Source organism: Amycolatopsis arida, assembly GCF_900115565.1.
Classification (GTDB): domain Bacteria; phylum Actinomycetota; class Actinomycetes; order Mycobacteriales; family Pseudonocardiaceae; genus Yuhushiella; species Yuhushiella arida.
This window is the reverse complement of sequence record NZ_FOWW01000003.1, coordinates 579041-597451: the sequence shown is the minus strand read 5'-3', so window position 1 is coordinate 597451 and position 18411 is coordinate 579041. Positions and strand designations below refer to the sequence as shown.

18 protein-coding genes are annotated in these 18411 nt (G+C 71.6%); 3 read left to right on the top strand and 15 right to left on the bottom strand.

The genetic code is table 11. The annotated features are described in order from the left end of the window. Positions 1-343 precede the first annotated feature (343 nt). Together BM051_RS12320 and BM051_RS12315 are read left to right on the top strand one after the other, a co-directional pair. Positions 344-1474 (top strand): hypothetical protein, encoded by a 1131-nt coding sequence (locus BM051_RS12320; RefSeq protein ID WP_134046053.1) that lies wholly within the window; start codon positions 344-346, stop codon positions 1472-1474. 202 nt (positions 1475-1676) lie between these two features. Continuing rightward, entirely contained in the window at positions 1677-4589 is a 2913-nt protein-coding gene (locus tag BM051_RS12315; RefSeq protein ID WP_092530202.1) for a beta strand repeat-containing protein, read from the top strand. A gap of 160 nt (positions 4590-4749) precedes the next feature. Here the strand turns inward: BM051_RS12315 and BM051_RS12310 are convergent, their stop codons facing one another. Next, positions 4750-5529 carry a dioxygenase family protein gene (locus tag BM051_RS12310; RefSeq protein ID WP_092530201.1) on the bottom strand — a complete coding sequence of 260 codons (780 nt, stop codon included), beginning with the start codon at positions 5527-5529 and terminating at the stop codon, positions 4750-4752. Between the two features lie 23 nt (positions 5530-5552). Next, the gene (locus BM051_RS12305) at positions 5553-6029 is read right to left on the bottom strand and encodes a MarR family winged helix-turn-helix transcriptional regulator (RefSeq protein WP_092530200.1); all 477 of its coding nucleotides are present in this window, start codon (positions 6027-6029) and stop codon (positions 5553-5555) included. A 67-nt stretch (positions 6030-6096) separates the two neighbouring features. Here BM051_RS12305 and BM051_RS12300 point away from each other — a divergent pair, with 67 nt between their 5' ends. Continuing rightward, positions 6097-6552: a MarR family winged helix-turn-helix transcriptional regulator gene (locus BM051_RS12300; protein ID WP_341770784.1), complete on the top strand. Its 456-nt coding sequence runs from the start codon at positions 6097-6099 to the stop codon at positions 6550-6552. A 164-nt stretch (positions 6553-6716) separates the two neighbouring features. Here the strand turns inward: BM051_RS12300 and BM051_RS12295 are convergent, their stop codons facing one another. The 13 genes from BM051_RS12295 to BM051_RS12235 all read right to left on the bottom strand — a co-directional run bounded on the left by BM051_RS12295 (position 6717) and on the right by BM051_RS12235 (position 18332). Beyond that, the gene (locus tag BM051_RS12295; RefSeq protein WP_092530198.1) at positions 6717-7232 is read right to left on the bottom strand and encodes a GNAT family N-acetyltransferase; all 516 of its coding nucleotides are present in this window, start codon (positions 7230-7232) and stop codon (positions 6717-6719) included. Positions 7233-7593: 361 nt separating this feature from the next. After that, positions 7594-8985, bottom strand: a complete 1392-nt coding sequence (dnaB, locus tag BM051_RS12290) for a replicative DNA helicase (RefSeq protein WP_092530197.1) — start codon at positions 8983-8985, stop codon at positions 7594-7596. Between the two features lie 683 nt (positions 8986-9668). Continuing rightward, positions 9669-10463, bottom strand: a complete 795-nt coding sequence (locus BM051_RS12285; RefSeq protein ID WP_092530196.1) for an ESX secretion-associated protein EspG — start codon at positions 10461-10463, stop codon at positions 9669-9671. 99 nt (positions 10464-10562) lie between these two features. Further along, positions 10563-11906, bottom strand: a complete 1344-nt coding sequence (locus BM051_RS12280; RefSeq protein ID WP_092530195.1) for a PPE domain-containing protein — start codon at positions 11904-11906, stop codon at positions 10563-10565. A gap of 5 nt (positions 11907-11911) precedes the next feature. Then, positions 11912-12520 carry a DUF3558 domain-containing protein gene (locus tag BM051_RS12275; RefSeq protein ID WP_092530194.1) on the bottom strand — a complete coding sequence of 203 codons (609 nt, stop codon included), beginning with the start codon at positions 12518-12520 and terminating at the stop codon, positions 11912-11914. Continuing rightward, entirely contained in the window at positions 12517-12936 is a 420-nt protein-coding gene (locus tag BM051_RS12270) for a hypothetical protein (RefSeq protein WP_243859424.1), read from the bottom strand. The genes BM051_RS12275 and BM051_RS12270 overlap by 4 nt, the downstream gene beginning before the upstream one ends. Before the next feature lie 200 nt (positions 12937-13136). Continuing rightward, positions 13137-13595 (bottom strand): 50S ribosomal protein L9, encoded by a 459-nt coding sequence (gene rplI, locus BM051_RS12265; RefSeq protein WP_092530193.1) that lies wholly within the window; start codon positions 13593-13595, stop codon positions 13137-13139. A gap of 15 nt (positions 13596-13610) precedes the next feature. Further along, positions 13611-13859, bottom strand: a complete 249-nt coding sequence (gene rpsR, locus BM051_RS12260) for a 30S ribosomal protein S18 (RefSeq protein ID WP_092530192.1) — start codon at positions 13857-13859, stop codon at positions 13611-13613. A gap of 36 nt (positions 13860-13895) precedes the next feature. After that, positions 13896-14387: a single-stranded DNA-binding protein gene (locus BM051_RS12255; protein WP_092530191.1), complete on the bottom strand. Its 492-nt coding sequence runs from the start codon at positions 14385-14387 to the stop codon at positions 13896-13898. A gap of 10 nt (positions 14388-14397) precedes the next feature. Continuing rightward, the gene (rpsF, locus tag BM051_RS12250; RefSeq protein ID WP_092530190.1) at positions 14398-14727 is read right to left on the bottom strand and encodes a 30S ribosomal protein S6; all 330 of its coding nucleotides are present in this window, start codon (positions 14725-14727) and stop codon (positions 14398-14400) included. Positions 14728-14807: 80 nt separating this feature from the next. Continuing rightward, positions 14808-15686, bottom strand: a complete 879-nt coding sequence (locus tag BM051_RS12245) for a hypothetical protein (protein WP_092530189.1) — start codon at positions 15684-15686, stop codon at positions 14808-14810. A gap of 809 nt (positions 15687-16495) precedes the next feature. Next, positions 16496-17368, bottom strand: coding sequence for a hypothetical protein (locus tag BM051_RS12240; protein ID WP_092530188.1), 873 nt, complete (start codon positions 17366-17368; stop codon positions 16496-16498). A gap of 115 nt (positions 17369-17483) precedes the next feature. Next, entirely contained in the window at positions 17484-18332 is an 849-nt protein-coding gene (locus BM051_RS12235) for a hypothetical protein (RefSeq protein ID WP_134046055.1), read from the bottom strand. Positions 18333-18411: the final 79 nt, after the last annotated feature.

Here is an 18411-nt window from a genome sequence, read left to right as displayed (position 1 = left end):
CCGCACAGGACACCCGAGGGCCGATCGACACGTTCCGGGCGGCGGGCGGCCGGTGAGGGGACGCTCGCTGCGTCGATCACCGAACGTCATGTTCGAGAACACGCAGTGTTCTTCACACGATCGAGCGGTCAAGTGGCGCGAGGGATGCGCGCTGCCGGCGAGGTCTGCCAATCTCCTGGTACCCCAGCGAAATGTGCCGCGGCGCGTGCGGTCCGCGGCTCGGGTTTTCGGCCTCGCGCCTCGACGTCGACGTCACGCGGGGCTTGGGGGCTTTGGTCTCGACAGGGATACGGATGTCCGCGCATCCGGTTCCGGCCAGGACTTCGGGAGAACGGTGGACACGGTGGCGGAAACCAAGGAGCGACGCGCGCCGCGCGCCGGTCGTTGGTGTGCCCGACTCCTCGTCGCCGTCGGTGGTGCCCTCGCTGGCACCGCCGTCGCCTGGGTCCTCGCCGGCACCGCCGCCACCGCCGCGGACACCGTCCCCGCCGCCACCCCGTCTGTCCACAGTGCACGAGCCGACCACGACACCGAGCCCGTCCGCCGCGCGGAGACTCCGTCGCCCGAGGAGACGCGGCGGCACGCCCGCGAGCGGTCGGTCGAGCGCGCGCCCTCCGCGGAGGTCGTCGAGGCCAGGTGGTCCGCCCGGAACGGCTCCGCCCGGAACGGCGGGGACGGACCGGCCCGCGGGGCCGACCGGTCGCGCATCGCCGCCGTCACCAACGCGGCCGTGCTCGGCCTGCGGGACGTCGGCGCGGTCGCCCATGCCGCCGCCGACGACGAGGTCCGGGTGGAGCGCCGTCCGGCCCGCCGGGTCGCCGTGGACCAGGAGGCCGTCGACGAGTTCCGCACCGCGGTTCACGGACTCACCGACCGCGCGGTGCTCCGGCCGGTCAGGGACACAGCCGACTCACTGGAGCACATGGTGCGCCAGCCCCAGGACGCCCCGGAGGTCATCGCGCGCGCGGTCGCCCGGCCGGCCGAGCTCGGTACGGAGGTGTGGGGATTCCTGCGCCCGGACCGGGCCGCCGGCCTGCTCCCCGCGGTCCGCCTGCCCGAGTTGCCCACGGAACTCGGCAGGCCGGGCGACGGGACCGCCTCGCCGGTCGTGCCCCCGCAGCCCGTGCCACCGGCTGATCACACGGAAGTCTTCACGGTCAAGGTTCCCGCCACCACCCACCACGTGCTGGGTGCCGTGGCCGATCCTCGGTACGCGGACTTCGCCCCACGGCGCCTCGGCGGCGACCGTGACACCGGTGCACCGGTGCAGCCGGTGCGCCTTCCCCTGGCTCCGCCGACCGTGCCCGCCGCCCCCGGCGGGACGACCGGCGGTGGCCACCTCGACGGCCTGATGCTCGGCGATGTCGCCGGTGCGTTGGCCGCTGTCGACGGCACCGTGATCGGCACCGTCCGGTCCGGTGTGCGGCACCTGCCGCTGACCCCGGGTTCCCAGCCCGGCGTCACGCCCGACTGAAGTTCCACCCTCGCGGGTTAGCCGACGCGCCCTGCCGGTCCTCTTCCCCGGCCGCGCGTCCTCGTGGCTCTCCCGTTCCTCCCCCTGTGACACGCGTCGACGCGTGTCCGCCCCATCGAGTGCTCCACGCCTTCAGCAGTGTGGGCTCCGTGGAACACCTCGAAAGACCCGTAAGGGAATTCAACGAAAAGGAGATCTGCACATGCAGACCTGGGCGAAGCGCGGGTTACAGACCGCGCTGGTCACGGGTGGCTTGTTGATGCTCGGTACGGGTATCGCCTCCGCTGACGAGAAGGTCGATCCGGACGCTCCCCTCAGCCCGGTGGACCTGAGTCTCGGCATCCCGATCCAGTTCCACGACAACGCTGTCGGAACCCCACTGGGACAGGCGAACCTGCCGGGGCACGAGCAGGACATCAGCACCAAGTCGGTCACCCAGCCAGTGCACGAAGCCACCGGAAAGACCAAGGTCGGCGAGATTGTTTCGACGGTCCCACTCGAGACCTCCGGAATCGCCGAACACCTGCCCTCCGGCGGTTCCTTCGAACCGACCGACGACATTCTGAAGGGCAACAAGCTCGACGGCGACATCGTCGCCCCGATCCAAGTCTGTGGCAACGTCATCAGCGTCGTCGGCGACGCCGCCGTCGACGGCAGCGACTGCCGCCAGGCCTACCACAGTCACGACGACACGGTCACCGAAGGCCACCACTCGGGTACCGCCGGTAACGCGCTCGTGTTCGACTGGGCATTGCCCGTCCAGGTCTCGGGCAACGCCGGCGGTCTGGTGGGCGGCAGTGGCTACACCCACGGAACGGCCAGCCAGGAGGTGACCGAGACCGGCAACATCTCGACGAGCGGTACCGGGTCCGCCGCCTCCGGCAACGTTCTCGCGGGCCAGTTCGCCACCCCGATCCAGATCACCGGTAACGCCGGCTCGTGGATCCTGGCCAACGCTTACAGCGACTACACCGCCGCCACCGCGGGCGAGTCGGGCGGCTGGATCTACACCAACGGAGACGGCGGCAGTGTCTCCGGCAACGTCGTGGGCGCGCCGGTCGCGTTGCCGTTGCGCCTCAACGGCAACGCCGCCAGTGCCTGGGGCTCCGACGCCGACTCGGTCTCCTGCGCCTCCGCCGAGGCCGAGGCCGGCACCGCGAAGAAGCCGGGGATCAACAACGTCCCGAGCTACATCCAGACCGGTGGGAAGAACGCTTTCGTCGCGGGCAACATCGCCCAGCCGCAGGGCGCGGTGACCGGGAACATCGCCGGTGTCGCCGCGTCCTGGATCGGCAACGCCTCCACCGGCCACGTGTTGGGCTCGGCCGGGTCGCACGGCTGGTCCTCCGGTGCGGCCGAGGCGGGTGGGCAGTCCAGCACCACGGGCGTCAAGTCGATGGGCAGCGGAAACCTCGCCGACGTTCCGATCGCGTTGCCCGTCGAGGCCTGCGGTGTCGGTGGCAGCTACATCGGCAACGCGCATGCCGCGCACGACTGCAACACCGTCGCGGTGGTCGGCAGTGACACCTACACCAACGGCAACGAGTCGTTCATCGGCGGCAACGGGGCACACCTGCCGCTGGCACTGGCCGGCGAGACCTTCGGCGTCGGCGTCTCGCACATCGGCAACGCCTCCGGCGTCTCGCACGAGGCGAAGCACGTGCAGGCCGGTGGCTACAACGGCACCCTCGGCGACGACTCGACGCTGGGAGGCAATCTCGTCGGGGTTCCGGCGGCCGTGCCCGTCGAGATGTTCGGTGTGGGTGCCTCCTACCTCGGTCAGGGCACCGGCGAGGCCACCGAGGTGAAGCGGATCAAGGCCGGCGACAAGATCAACACCGCGGACGACGACGGCTTCGGCAGCTCCAATCTGCTCGCCGCCCCGCTGTCGATCCCGGCCCAGGTGTTCGGCGTCGGACTCTCACACCTCGGGCGGGGCACCGGCTCGGCGGTGGCCGACACCATCACCGAAGCCGGTGGCGACGCCATCGCCAATGGCAGCGAGGCCGGCCTCGCCGGCAACATCGGGCATGTGCCGGTGGCGGCACCACTGCAGGCACACGGGCTCGGTGGGTCACTCGTCGGGACCGCCTCGGGTGAGGGCGACAACCTCACCGACGCGATCGCGGGTGGGAACGCCGACACCGACGGCGTGAACGGCGCGATGGCGGGCAATATCCTCGCGGCGCCGGTCGCTGGTGCGGGTACCGTCTCCAACGCGTCGGCCGGCCTCGGCGCCCTGGTGTCCGGCAAGGGCACCAATGACGTCGTGGCCGCCGCCGGTGGCGACAGCATCACCAACGGTGCGGGCGGCGACCTGGCCGGCAACGTCATCAGCGCGCAGGGCATGCCCGTCGCGCAGGCGTTCGGGGACGCGGTCGCGGTGGTGGCGAAGGCGACCGGTGAGGGCCGGAACCTGACCGACGTGACCTCGGGTGGGGACATCACCACCTCGGGCGTCGACGGTGGTTTCTCCGGCAACATCTTCGACCTGCCGCTGGCCGCGGTAGCGCAGTTCTTCGGAAACTCGGTCGCCATCGCCGGGCTCGCGGACGCGGTGGGGCACAACGTCACCACGGGCAAGGTCAGTGGGATCACCACGACGAGCCAACCTGACCTGAGCACCTTCACTGGCATCGACACCCAGACACCGGTAGTCATTGTGGCGCAGGTCTGGAACCTGCCGATCGAGGTGTTGGGCGAGGCGACGAGCCAGGCCAGCAACCTGACCACCATCACGGTCGACAATCAGGAGCCGCGGCTCGATCCGCCAGTCACCGGCTCCGAGCTGCCGATCGACGGGCTGCCCTCGCTGCCCGTCGCCGACCTGCCCCTCACCGGCGGGGTGCGCGGTCTGCACCGGGTGGACCTGCCGGGGCTGGCCGGGCCGGCCGAGCGGTCCGAGCTGCCGGGGGTGAGCGGCCTGCCGCTGGACGCGCTCACCCCGGCCGAGGACGTGCTGCCACGGCTCGACCTCGGAACCCTGCCGTCGTTGGACTCGGTCAAGGTGATGCCGCAAGCCGAGGTGCCGGCGCTCGCCCAGCTGGACAACAACCCGACGAGCCTGTTCCAGGCGGTGCTCGACGGCCTCGGTGGCGGTTCCCACCTCCGGTAGGAGCCGCCGCGGACTCGGTGAGCCGAGACCACGATGCCGATGTGAACGGGCCCGGGAGCGAGACGCTTCCGGGCCCGTTCCTGTTCGTCGGCTCCGGCACGGCGGCGCGGATGGAGACCCTTCCCGCTGGGTCGGATGGCGCGGGCGACATCGCGCGGCTTCAGTCAAGTTGCAGCGAACGCTTGGACAAGCCGTACCAGTAGCCGTCGATGACCGACCGTACGGAGCCGCCCCCGGCGCCGAGCGCGACGAACAGCGGCGCGAAGTGCTCGGTACGCGGGTGCGCGACCGCGGCGGCCGGGGCCTTGTGCTCGAAGTCGAGGAGGGCGTCGAGGTCACCGGCGGCGAGCACCTCGGCGCCCCAGTGGTCGAACTCGGCCGACCAGGTGGGCGGCTCGCCGTCGGGCTCCTGGACGGTCCGCATCGCGCTCAGGTTGTGCGTGAAGAATCCACTGCCGACGATCAACACCCCCTCGTCGCGCAGCGGGGCGAGCCGCCGGCCGAACCGGAGCAGCCGCCGCGGGTCGAGCGAGGGCATGGAGATCTGCAGCACCGGCACGTCGGCGGCCGGGAACATCTCCATCAGCGGGACGTAGGCGCCGTGGTCGAGCCCGCGGTCGGGTGCCTCGTGCACCGGGTGCCCGCCGGTGCCGAGCAGCCGGCGCACCTTCTCGGCAAGCTCCGGAGCGCCCGGCGCGGAGTAGGTCACCTCGTAGTAGCGCTCGGGGAAGCCCCAGAAGTCGTACACCAGCGGCACGGTCGTGGTGGCCCCGATGGTGACCGGCGCCTCCTCCCAGTGGGCCGACACCACGAGGACCGCGGTCGGCCTGGGGAGATGCGCCGACCACGTGGCCAGCTGGCGGGTCCAGGTGGGGTCGTCGGCCAGTGGCGGGGCGCCGTGGCTGAGGTAGAGCACCGGCACCCGAGACGCGGCCGTCATGACGACTCCAATCGATTGAAACTTCAACTACTAGCATAGGGTGTCCCGGCCTCGGGCGGTATTCCCTGTTCGGCCGCCATCCGTTCGAGGTTGTCCGCCATCCGGCGGAGCGTGGCGACCATGTCGGCGTACTGTCGCTGACTGATGCCCTCGACCGTCCGCTTCCGGTAGTTGGCGATGGCCCCGCGGGCGCGCGCGTGTTCCTGCCTGCCCGCGGGAGTCGGGACGATCCGCCCTTCGGTGTCGGTGCCCAGCCAGCCACGGGTGGTGAGGTCGGCGAGGGCGGTGTCCAGAGTGGGTGGCTCGGCGGTGTGGAAGGGGGCGAGCCGGTCGGCGAGCTCGGCCGGGGCGATGGGCGCGGTCTCGGTGACCGCGTTCAGCGCCTGCCAGTGCCGGCGGGTCAGTCGCTGGTCCGCCAGCCGTACGGTCATGGTCGACTCGAGCAGCTCGTGCACGTGGCGCGGCCAGTAGCCGATCGGCCTGTCCGGTGATGTGTCCATGGCGCCCCGCCTTGAATGCATTCTGGCAACTACATGTAATATTACATGGGATTGGGGAGGTGGGACAGTGCTGAACGGGGACCCGGTGAACCAGGTCGAGCGGGCGATGGTGGCGCTCCGGCGGAGTCAGGGCCGGCGGCGGCTGGCCCGGATGGCGAAGGAACGCGGCGGCCCGCGGCTGGACCCGACGTTGTTCGCCGTGCTCGACGCCGTGGAGGAGCACGAGGAGGGCGGGTGCACGGTCGGCGTGGTGGCGGAGGCCATGAGCGTCGACCAGCCGAGGGCGAGCCGCCTCGTGTCCAGGGCGGTGACCGAGGGGCTGCTCCGCAGGGCCGCCGACCAGCGCGACGGCCGGCGGACCCTGCTCGAGCTCACCCCCACCGGCCGCCGCCATCTCGACGAACTGCATGCCTTCCGGCGGTCGGTGTTCGCCGAGGCTATGGCCGACTGGTCGGCCGACGACCGCGCCCGCTTCGCCGACCTCCTCACCCGCTTCGCCCGCGCCTACACCACCCTCCCCTGACCCCGCCCCGAAACGCCGCGTCCACGCGTCCGCGTTCTACGTCCGCGTGTTTGCCGCTCCCGTCACCGTGTTCGCCGTTCGCGTCAGCGCGTTGGCCGGGGACGACGGTGCTGGCCCCGGCTCCGCGGCAGTGTGCGGCCGTGGGCACACCGCCGGCCCACGAATCACCGCTCGTGGCAGCTCGACCTCGTGATCCTGAAGCGGGCCAGGTTCTCCTCGGTGGCCCACCGGCGGAAGCCGGCTTTCTCCAGCACGCGGACGGAGGCCGGGTTCGACAGCTCCACGGTGGCGAACACGGTACGGACACCGGTCACTGTGAGGGCGAACTCGGCGAGAGCCCGGGCGGCCTCGGGGGCGTAGCCCCGGCCGTGACGGGAAGCCACGATGCCGTATCCAATTTCGAGGGTCCCCTCGCTGGGCGGCCAGAACAGGCCTGTCGAGCCCACTACCAGATCGCTGTCGCGCTCGATGATCAGCCGGTGGCCGTGTGCACCGAGCCATGCAGGATTCTGGTCGAAGAGGCCCGCGACGACGCGATCACCTTCAGCGGGGAAGTCGTCGGCCCAGTGGACCGACCTGGTGTTGCCGAGGACCGCGGTGGCCTCGGCCATGGTCCATGGCCGAAGAACAAGGCGGTCGGTGGTCAGCCGAGCACGGGCTGATGAAGAAGAGGAAGTCACGTGTCATCCCTGGTCGTTGGAACGACCGGACCGCGCTCTGCTAACGCGCGGACCGGACAAGGGCATGCTGAAGACGGCCGACGGCGGCCATAATCATCAACCTCCCTGTCCTGTGCTCACGCGCCTCTCGCGGTGGCGTGACGGTAACAACGTCTCCCCGGCTGGGGCAAAGCGTTTCCGGTCGGAGGCGGACGTCCGGATCGCGTTGCCGAGGAACCGACCATGGGTCCCGTTCGCGACCAGAAACCCGAACGGGTGGACCCTCCGACCAGGAGCCTCAGATCGAGGGCCGTTCGGCCCACCGCTTGGCCACCGTTCGTGAGATTCGGCCACGTAATCTGAGACCCTACATCCGCGCGGGTCAGCCCTGGGCCAGGTCGGCGAAGCGGCTGTAGTGCAGCTGGTGCGCCACCACGATCGTGCTGGTGGGACCGGCACGGTGCTTGGCCACGATCAGGTCGGCCTCGCCGGCGCGTGGGTCGTCGCGCTCCCATGCGTCGGGGCGGTTGATCAGCAGCACGATGTCGGCGTCCTGCTCCAGCGAGCCCGACTCCCGCAGGTCCGACAGCATCGGCCGCTTGTCGGTGCGCTGCTCCGGCCCGCGGTTCAGCTGGCTGATCGCCACCACCGGCACCTCGAGCTCCTTCGCCAGCAGCTTCAGCTGCCGGGAGAACTCCGAGACCTCCTGCTGCCGCGACTCCACCCGCTTGCCCGACGTCATCAGCTGCATGTAGTCGACGACGATCAGCTTGAGGTCGTTGCGCTGCTTCAGCCGCCGCGCCTTGGCTCGGATCTCCATCATCGTCATGTTCGGCGAGTCGTCGATGAACAGCGGAGCCTCGCTGATCTCGCTCATCCGCCGTGCCAGCCGCGTCCAATCGTCGTCGGACATGCGGCCGCTGCGCATGTCCTGCAGCCGGATCCGCGCCTCCGCCGACAGCATGCGCATCACGATCTCGGTGCGGCTCATCTCCAGGGAGAAGATCACGCTGGTCATGCCGTGCCTGATCGAGCACGACCGGGCGAAGTCGAGCCCGAGCGTCGACTTACCGACACCGGGTCGGGCAGCGACGATGACCATCTGACCGGGGTGCAGCCCGTTGGTGACCTCGTCCAGGTCGATGAACCCGGTGGGCACGCCCTGTGCGGTGCCGCCGCGGGAGGCGATCGCGTCGATCTCGTCCATGGTCGGCTGGAGCAGCTCCTCCAGCGCGATGTAGTCCTCGCTCGTGCGCCGCTCGGTGACCTCGTAGATCGCGGCCTGGGCGCGGTCGACCACCTCGTTGATGTCGCTGCGGTCGTTGGCGTTCGCCCCGTAGCCGTACTGGACGATCCTGGTACCGGCCTCGACCAGCCGCCGCAGGATGGCCTTCTCGGCGACGATCTCCGCGTAGTAGGCGGCGTTGGCCGCCGTGGGCACGGTGGCGATCAGGGTGTGCAGGTACGGCGCCCCACCGACGCGGCCGAGCTCACCCCTGCGCTCGAGCTCGGCCGACACGGTGATCGGGTCGGCCGGCTCGCCACGCCCGTAGAGGTCGAGGACGCAGTCGTAGACGGCCTGGTGCGCGGGGCGGTAGAAGTCGCCGGGCCGAAGCACCTCGACCACGTCGGCGATGGCATCCTTCGACAGCAACATGCCGCCCAGGACGGACTGCTCGGCGGCGATGTCCTGCGGCGGCTGGCGCTCGAACTCGGCCGGCGGGCCGGGCTCGGACGACGCGAACGCGGGACCGCGGTCGTCGGTGATCGCCACCGGTGCAGGCACCTCCCTCGCTCATCGAACACTCGTTCGAGGATATCGGATCAGGGGACGGGGGTCGGGTCGGCGCGCCCGGCGTTTCGCGGGGTTCTCGGCGGCTCGTCGGGCGCGGGCGCCGGTGGGGGCACCACCGGTTCGGCGGCACGCTAAGGCCCTTGAACAGAGGTAGGCAAACCGGCTTGGGGACCGTCCTGTGGACAGGCTGTGGATGGCTGCCCTCAACGAGCCACAAGCTCCTCGAACCCTGTGGACAACCTGGGGACAAGGATATTCGCCAAGAAGAAACGCGCAGGTCAGACTATGTGTATGAGCTGTGGGTAACTTTTCTCGGTGTTGCCTCGGCGTGTCGCCGGGAAGCTGTGTTCGGCGTGTCGCGGGGATGGCTGTGCCCCCGTCGGAGGGCTGCCTGTGGATGAATGTCACGGAGGGTGGACGGCCCGCTCGTTGCGCCGATCGGCTCACCGCGAGAGGGGACACGACACGCCCGGCGACGACCACGGAGAGCAGACGCGAACGCGGTGTCCCGCTGTCGGCCGGGTGACCGTCCCGGCGGGCACCGAACACACGGCCGTCATCGCTCGGCGGCGAAAGCGGCGCTCGTGCCCACGGCTCCGGACAGCACCGGTCGGGTCCGGCGGGCGGGCGGCTCGTCCCGCGTGCCCAGCGCGCGGCAGCGGTCAGCCGCCCAGGCGGCCGCGCGCGCCGCGCAGCCGGTCGGCGAGGAGTTGGGGCGTGGCCGGGGTGAACACGATCATCGGCTCCCCGCTGCCCGGCCGCTCCTCGGTCAACCAGCGGCCCTCGACCGTGTCGATGTAGTTCACCGGCCGGTCCACCCGCTGCCGGCTGCCGCCGCGGGTTCGCGCGGCCGCGTAGAGGGCTCCACCGCCCAGCCGGCGCAGCCCGAGGATGCGCCGCAGTTCCTCGACGGCCCGACCGCCCGCGCTGGGCGTCCCGCTGCGCAGCACGGCGTACCCGTCGTCGTCGGGGTGGCGGGCCGCCCGTGACCCGGTCGCCTCGCTCTTCGGTACGGACAGCGGCTGGCCCTTACCCGGCGCGAGCCCGGGGAGCTGCGCCACGAAGTTCTCCAGCAACTCGTTCGGCCGCACGGAGACCAGCACGATCCCCTCGTGGTCGGTGTTGCGGGCCAGCACGAACCCTTCCCCGCCCGCGCTCCCGGCCAGCACCGTGTAGTTGAGCGGCTGGCCCTCGTAGCCACCCTGGATCCAGGCGTAGAACTCCACCTCCGGCCGCGCGACCGCGTCCAGCGTGGCCCGCAACCCCGGGTCGACACCGCGCGGACCGAGCAGACCGTACCCGGCCAGTTCCGCGTTGGCCCGCTCGTCCTGCGCCCGGCGTGCCTCGTCGCTGAGCCACGTCGGTGTGCTCGCCAGCACGGTGTGCGGCTCGGCGCCGTGACGCCGGATCAGGTTGAGCAGGGTGCCGGTCGTCAACGTGACCTGCTTGTCCAGCACCGTGGGTCCTCGTTCTCCGTTCGAATCGGGCGCGGACGGCGCGCCCCACCCGTCACCGTCCGGCCGGCAGCGGCCGCGACGGTGGCCCGCAGCGAGACCTTACTCGCCGATCACTGGCGGCGCGGTCAGTTCGTCGGTGCCGAACAGGGAGTTCGGGTCCTCCTCGATGAGGAACTTCGTCTGGTGCTCCTCGTCCTCGGAACCCTTGCCGCGGCCACCGGCACCACCCATGGGCATGCCGCCCATCATGCCGGCACCGCGGCCTCCACCGATCGCGCCGGCCGCCGCCGCGCCCCCGCGCAGCGCACCGGCACCCGACCCGGGCGCACCGGTGCCGGAGCTCGCGCCCGGAGCCGCGGCACCGCTGCCGCCACCCGGGCCGAAGCCGCCCGCGCCACCCGGCACGAACCCGCCGGCACCACCGATGCCGCCGGAACCGGTGCCACCGCCGGTGCCGCCACCGCCGCCGGGTGGGAACCCGCCGGTGGCGCTGGGGATGTCGACCGACGGCACCTTGCCGGGCTGGTATGAGGCCGCGTCGGTGCCGTCGTTCCACCCCGGGTAGTCCCCGCCGGGCCGGTAGCTCCCCGGCGGCACTCCGCCGGGCTGGTAGCCACCGGGCGGCGTCCCACCGGGCTGGTAACCCCCGGGTGGGGTGCCTCCCGGCTGGTAGCCCCCCGGCGGTACCCCACCGGGCTGGTAGCCCCCCGGCGGCACGCCGCCGGGTTGGTTCCCACCGGGCGGCGTGCCCCCGGGTGGGAACCCGTTCCCGGGCCGGTCCCCCGTGCCGGGCGGCTGCCTCGTGTCGCCCCTGCCCTTGTCGCCGCCGTCGGGGTCCACCTCGATGTCGCCGAACTCGCCGTCGACCGCCTTGTACGTCGGCATGGTCTTGGCGTTCTCCTGACTGGAGGTGAAGTACGCGTTGAAGGCGTCGACGTTGACCTGCGCCTTGGTGTTGTAGTCCTTGATCGCCCGGTCGGTGTCGGTCTCCCACGGCGTGACGGTGTTCAGGAAGCCGCTCTCCGGCGGCTTCGGCGGCACCTCCTGCACCTTGCTCCGCACCGTGGTGAACGCCGTGTTCTGGCCCTCCAGCGCCGTGCTGGTGGAGCCGAGGTTCGTCTGGGAGTCCTCCATCCAGATCTTGAGCGGATGGGCACCCGAGTTCACCGCCGATCCGGCATCGCCCTGCCACGCGGCGTCCATCGCCTTGCTGAGCTGGCGGATCTTCTCCATCCGGGTCTCGTAGCGCCCCTTCAGCGTCTCGGCCGACTGGTGGCCGTCCTGGATGGAGCCGGCGCCGGGACCGGACGTGATCTGCTGCCAGATCTGGTAGGCGTCGATCGTCCGCTCGCCGTGCTGGGACTGGTGCTCGTCGGCGTGCTCCTGCGTCGCCGCTCCGTAGGCGGCGGCCCCGGCCACGATCGGCACGAGAAAGAACGGCATGGCAGTCAACCCCCCAGGGTGTCGATCACGGCTCGCCCGGTCCGCTCCGCCACCGGGCACGGTGCGGTCACGTCCGGTCCTTCGTCGAGCTGGGTCTGGATGGAGGTGACGACCTGGTCGGTGACGCCGATCCACAGCGCGCAGCGCCCGTCGTCGCGGCGGTCGAGCTCGGAGGCGAACACCGCCGGGTACCCGCCGATGGTCACCTCGTCGAAGTACTCCTGCTCGTTCCGCTGGTCATAGATGTCGCCGAGGCCGTTGGGGTTCGACCTGAACGCGGAGACAGCGATCGTGTTCTCCGGCTGCGCGGTCTGCCGCCAGACGCACTCCTTCTCGCCGGTGGCGGTGTCGCGCTCGCGCTCCTTCTCCAGACCCAGCTCGGCGAGCTGTCCGTCGGTGACCAGACCGCACGGGTCGGTGACCAGCGGTTGCGGGTCCAGCGGGTCGGCCACCTTCGGCGCCGATCCGGAGCCGCCGTTCTGCCCGCCCGTGGTGGTGGTCGTCGGGCCGGGCCCGGCGGTCGGCGTACCGCCCTCCGTGCCACCGCACGCGGCGAGCAGGCCCGCGGTGGCCAGCACGGCGGCGCCGAGGCCGAGCGCCCGCAGCGTCCTCATGCCTGCCCCGCTCCCGTCGCCCGGATGTCCGCCTCGGCGTTCTCTTCGGTCGTCGCGGTGGCCTTCTTGGCGTTCTTCAGCGCGTCGAGGTACTGCTGGACGTACTTGCGCATGCGGTCGGACTGCTCGAGGAACGCCTTGCCCGAGGGGTTGGCGCGGGAGACGAAGTCGCCGCTGGCGAACTCCCGGCCGGGGGCCTTGACCTTCGCGAGGCTCTCCGCGTCGCGCTCGTCGGCCTCGAGGTCGGCCAGCAGGTCCTCCCACTGCTGGATGATGCCGTCGATCTGCGTCTCGTCGAACCGGTACCCGCCGGACGCGCCTCCCCCGGGCATCGGCGCCCCACCCGCCGCGGCCTTGCCGACGAGCACCGCCGGCATCGCCGGCATCGCCGGCATCCTGTCGATGGGTCCTGTCATGCGCTGTAGGTCCCCTTCACTCCCCATGGACGCACCCCGGCTCGAGCCGCTCTGGAGTGCGGGTCAAGTTTCCTGGTGGCCGGGACGCGCCGTCAAGCAGCCACATCGCTATCGACGCGCGGGGTGACGAGCCGGTTCCCCGAACGAGAACGGGGCCGCTCCTCGGTTGAGGAACGGCCCCGGTGCCACGACCCGATCGGCTACTTCGTCGCGGTGACCTCGAGCTGGACGTCGGCCCGCACGTCCGGGTGCAGCCGGGCGGTGACCTGGTGCCGGCCCAGCGTCTTGATGTGCTCGCGCAGCTCGATGACCCGCTTGTCGAGCTGCGGCCCACCGGCGGACTTGATCGCGTTCACCACGTCGGTCGCGGTGACCGAGCCGAACAGCTTCTTCGAGCCCTCGGCGGCCTTGGCCGACAGCGGAACCGCGCCGAGACCCTCGAGCGTCGCCTTGATCTCCTTGGCGTGGTCGAGGTCGCGGATCCGCTTGGACTCCTGGGTCCTGCGGATCGTCTGCACGTTCTTCTCGGCGCCCTTGGTGGCCCGGATGGCGTAGCCCCGCGGCAACAGGTAGTTGCGCGCGTAGCCGTCCTTGACCTCGACGATGTCGCCAGGACCACCGAGGTTCGCCACGTCGGTGGTCAGGATGATCTTCGCCATGGAACTCCCCCCTTTCTAGCGAGCGGTCGAGGTGTAGGGCAACAGCGCCATCTCGCGGGCGTTCTTGACCGCGGTGGCCACGTCGCGCTGGTGCTGGCTGCAGTTCCCGGTGACCCGGCGGGCCCGGATCTTGCCGCGGTCGGAGATGTACTTCCGCAGCAGGTTGGTGTCCTTGTAGTCGATCAGTTCCGCACGGCCCTTCCTGGCGTCCTTGCAGAAGACGCAGACCTTCTTCTTGGGCTTGCGAATGGGTGGCTTGGCCACGGTGTACTCCTGGGGAAAGAACGATCAGTGGTTGTCTTAGAAGGGAGGCTCGTCGGCGAAGCCGCCGCCGGCCGAGCTGCCGCTCGCCGCCGGCGCGGAGCCCCACGGGTCGTCGGCGGGCGCCCCGCCGCCACCGCCGTAGCCGCCGCCACCACCGCTGCCGCGGCTGACCTTGTTCACCTTGGCGGTGGCATACCGCAGCGAGGGGCCGATCTCGTCGACCTCGAGCTCGACCACGGTGCGCTTCTCGCCTTCCTTGGTCTCGAACGAACGCTGCTTGAGCCGGCCCTGCACGATGACGCGGGCGCCCCTGGTCAGCGACTCCGCGACGTTCTCGGCGGCCTGCCGCCAGATGTTGCAGCGCAGGAACAGCGCCTCGCCGTCCTTCCACTCGCCGGACTGCCGGTCGAAGATGCGCGGGGTGGACGCGACGGTGAAGTTCGCGACCGCGGCGCCGGACGGGGTGAACCGCAGCTCGGGGTCGGCGGTCAGGTTCCCGACGACGGTGATGACGGTGTCTCCAGCCATGGTCGTCGCCTCAGACCTTGGCCCTACGGGCCACTCGGGAACCGGGACGCGGGGCCTCGCGGCGCACGACCTTGGTGCGCAGCACGGTCTCCTGCAGGGACAGCTGCCGGTCGAGCTCCTTCACCGCGTCGGGCGTGGTGTTGAGGTCGAGGACGGCGTAGATCCCCTCGGCGTTCTTCTTGATCTCGTAGGACAACCGCCGGCGGCCCCACACGTCAACCTTCTCGACGCTGCCGCCGGAGTTGCGGATCACCTTCAGGAAGTTCTCCAGCGTCGGGGCGACCGTGCGCTCGTCGAGGCTGGGATCCAGGATGACCATTACCTCGTAATGGCGTGACACAACCACTCACCTCCTATGGGCTTCGCGGCCACGGACGGTCCGTGGCAGGAGGGTTTGCCAGCGAGCCAGTCTACGGGTCGCTACACGCGGCGGAGCACCCAGGTCCGGACGAGCGCCGCGGTGACCCCGGCCAGCGCGACCACGGCGAGCAGCATGGGCAGCTGCACGTCGTTCGGCGACTCGCCGGCGGCCAACGGGTCGGCGTTGCCGGCGTTGCGGATGTCGGCCGTGCCGTCGGCGGTGCCCTGGTCGGCGCCGAGGATGCCGAACTCGGGCGTGCCCTGCCCGGGGACACCGCTGGACGGCGGGTAGCGCAGCTCGGGCGGGACCGCGACGCCGGCGGAGGCGGTGGGGATGCCGGAGTAGTCCCGCTGCGGCGCGCGGGCGTCGCCGGTGCCGGAGAGCGGGGTGGCGCCGGGGGCCGGGGTGCCGCCGTGGGTGCCCGCCGTGCCGCCCTGCTGCGGTGGGGTGGGCTGGCTCGACGGCTCGGCCTTGGCCCGGAGGGTCAGCCCGCACAGGCCGGAGACCTTGCTCTTGATGTGCTCGAGGGTGTCCTTCTTGACGCCGGTGAGGTCGACCCACGGCCCGAGGCCGTCGCCGTCGTCCTTCTCCAGCCGGGTGCCGACGATCTTGGCGACCTGGGCGCCGCTGAACGCGCCGTCACCCGCGCCGGGAATGGTGCCCGCGGGGATCACGCCTTCGCGGTTGACCTTGTTGGCGAGCTTGTCCGGGTCGACACCGTTGAGGAAGCGGGCCTTCTCCTTGGCCGCGGCGCGGACGATGTCGGCGACCGGCGCGGAGTCGACCGCCACGGCCTCACCCGCGGGGCCGATGACGGTGCCGGAACAGGAGCCGGCGAGGGTGGTGGCCGCGGCGGTGCCGCCGCCAAGCAGAGAGAAGCCGGTCACCGCGGCCGCGATCGCCGTGGCGGTGAGCACGTTGCGCGAAGTCCGGGTCACCGAGCCGCGAGCTGACCGCCGAGTTCGTGTTGGCACGCGTGGGGTCCTTCCGCATCCGTCGCGAGGGCAGGGAGGTTCGCGAGGTGTAACGAGTCGCGCCGGCACAGGATACGGGTTCCCGCGACGCGAGCGACCGCCGTCGATCCGATACGCCCGGTACGTCGAACCCGGCCCGAAACTCGTCGCCGGCTCCCCCAATGTAGACCCCACCCTGAACCCCGGGGGGCCGTCCCCAGCCCAGTCTACCTGGGATCGGGGGCTGCCATCGGGTCTCCGGAAATCTGTGGACAGATGCGGCGTTCTGGTGGGGCGAACGGGCCGTTCGGGACGGTTGGGCGGTGCGAATGGTGCGAATGGTGCGAATGTGCGATCGAGCCGTTCGGACGGTGGGGACGGGTGGCTCGGTGCGTGCGGCCGCACTGACGGGGCTCGTTCAGGGAGGGATCGCGGCAGCGCGGACCGGGTCGATCGGCGCACACGTGGTGCTGACGGGACCCGCTCGGGAGCGCGGCGGTGGGGATGACGGATCGGGGCGCCCGGGTGGTCCGGACGGGGTCGATTCGACGCAAGCGGTCGCGCTGGCGGGCCCGTTCGGGAGGGAACGCGGCGGCGCGGACGGCCCGTTCGGGGATGCAACGGTGTGGACGGGCCGGCTCCGGCTGGGGTGGTCGGCCCAGCCGATTCGGTTGTTTCGTCAGTGACCGCTTCGACTCCGCCGTTCTCGTGGGCGGCCGCGCGACGCCCTCAACGGGCCGGACTTGGTGGGGTGCTCGATCACGGGCCCGACGCCTTGATGGTGGCGTACTCGGTCAGCTCGCGGTGGCCTTGCGTAGCACCCAGGTGCGCACCAGCGCGGCGGACACCCCGGACAGCGCGAGCACGGCGAGCAGCATCGGCAGGTTCCCGCGATCACCGCTGCCGCCGCCGGGCAGTGCCTCCGCCCTGCCGGCGTTGCGCACCCCGTCGTCCGGCGGCGCGTCGGCGGCCCCGAGGATGCCGAACTCCGGCGCGTACCCCGGCACCTGCCCGCCGTAGCGCACCCCTGGCGACGGCGCGAACAGGCCGGCGGTCGCTATCGGGATGCCCGAGTAGTTCCGCATCGCCGCGTAGCCGCTGCCGAAGCTCGTCGGCAGGTAGGTGAACCCGGGCAGCGCGGCACCCCCGACCACCGGGCTGTTCGACTCCGGAACCGGCGGCGGCGCTCCGCTCTCCCTCCCGGGCGGGCCGCCACCCGTGCGGCCCGGCTCGTCGCCGGGGCTCTCCGGCGCCGGCTCGGGCCCGCTCCGCTGCGGTGGCGATCCGCCGGTGATGTTCCCGGCGGCTCCCGTCGCACCGCTCACGCCCTGGTTGATCGCGCTCGCGGCCGGCTCACCGACCACCGGCACCGGCTTGACCACCGTGTCCACCACGGTGACGGTCACCCGGCACACCTGGCCGAGCAGGGCGTTGATGGTGCCGGTCAGCACGGACGTGGCCTCGGTGACGACGCCGAGGTCGAGCGGCAGCCCGAGCAGCGGGGTGGTTCCGTACACGCGGTCACCCGGGTTCGCGGTCACCGAGCCGCCGCACGGCACGTGCTTGGTCTCGGCCACGGCCGTACCCGGCATCGCCAGCGCGGCCGACCCGGCCAGCACGAACGCGGCGGCTCCGACGGCCGCCGTTCTGCGGTGTCGCCCTTGCATACGCTGGCCCTCCCGCGTCGATCCTCGTCGGAGTACAACGACGCTAACCCACGTCGGTGACGGGGTGACCGGCGCTTTCGGGTGGATTCGCGGCGGAGCCCGCTACTCCCCGTGCTCAGGCGGGAGCGCGGCGACGCAACCAGGTGCGGGCCAGCAGCGCGCCCACCAGCACGACGGCCAGCACCGCGAGCAGCAGCGGCGGCCGCGCCGGCGCCGACGACTCCGGCAGTGCCTTCGCGGTGCCGGAGTTCTCAGCGACGACGTCCGGCACCGTCCCCGGCCGCGGAACGCCCAGGTCAGGCGCCTTCACCGGCGGTGCGACGGGCCCGATCCGGGCGCCGAGCGGACCGAGCTCCTGGAGCAGGCGGCCGCGAACCGTGGCCAGCAGGGCGGCAAGTCCACCAGCGCCCACCAGCCCGAAACGCGGGAAGCTCGGCGTCTCCGACCTCTCCGGCTCTACTGGCTTGCCTGGCTCCCCCGGCTTGCCCGGCTTGCCCGGCTTCCCCGGCTTGCTCGGCTTCCCCGGTCCGGGGGCACCCGGGCCGGGCGGGGTCGGACCGGGCTCGCCACCGTCGTCCTTGCCGAGCAACGAGGACGTCACGCCGCTGAGCCCGTTGCCCAGGTCCCGCGCGCCGGTGCAGCCCGCGGTGGCGACGTCGTTCACCCCGGCCACCTTGTTCACGCCCAGGGCGTCCACGGCCTCGGCCACCGGCAGCCCGACCGTCGGGGCATCCTGCTCGCCCGCACTGCTCAGGCCAACGGTGAGCTCGCCGGGCCGGCCCACCGGAGCGCCGGCGTCGAGCGTCAACGGGGCACCGTCCTCGTCGTGCACGGTCGCGGCGCAGTCGCCGCGCAGCGCGTCACCGCCGGCCGCGGCGATGCCCGGGCAGGCCACCAGCAGTGCCAGTGCTCCGGAGATCGCGATGGCGGAGCAGGGCCAACGCCGCTGTCGAGCAGTCCCCATGAACAGTGCCCTTCCCCGGTGAAGTGTCGCCTGTGAGGTTCCGGTGAGATGCTTCCGGACGCGGCCACCGTACTGGATG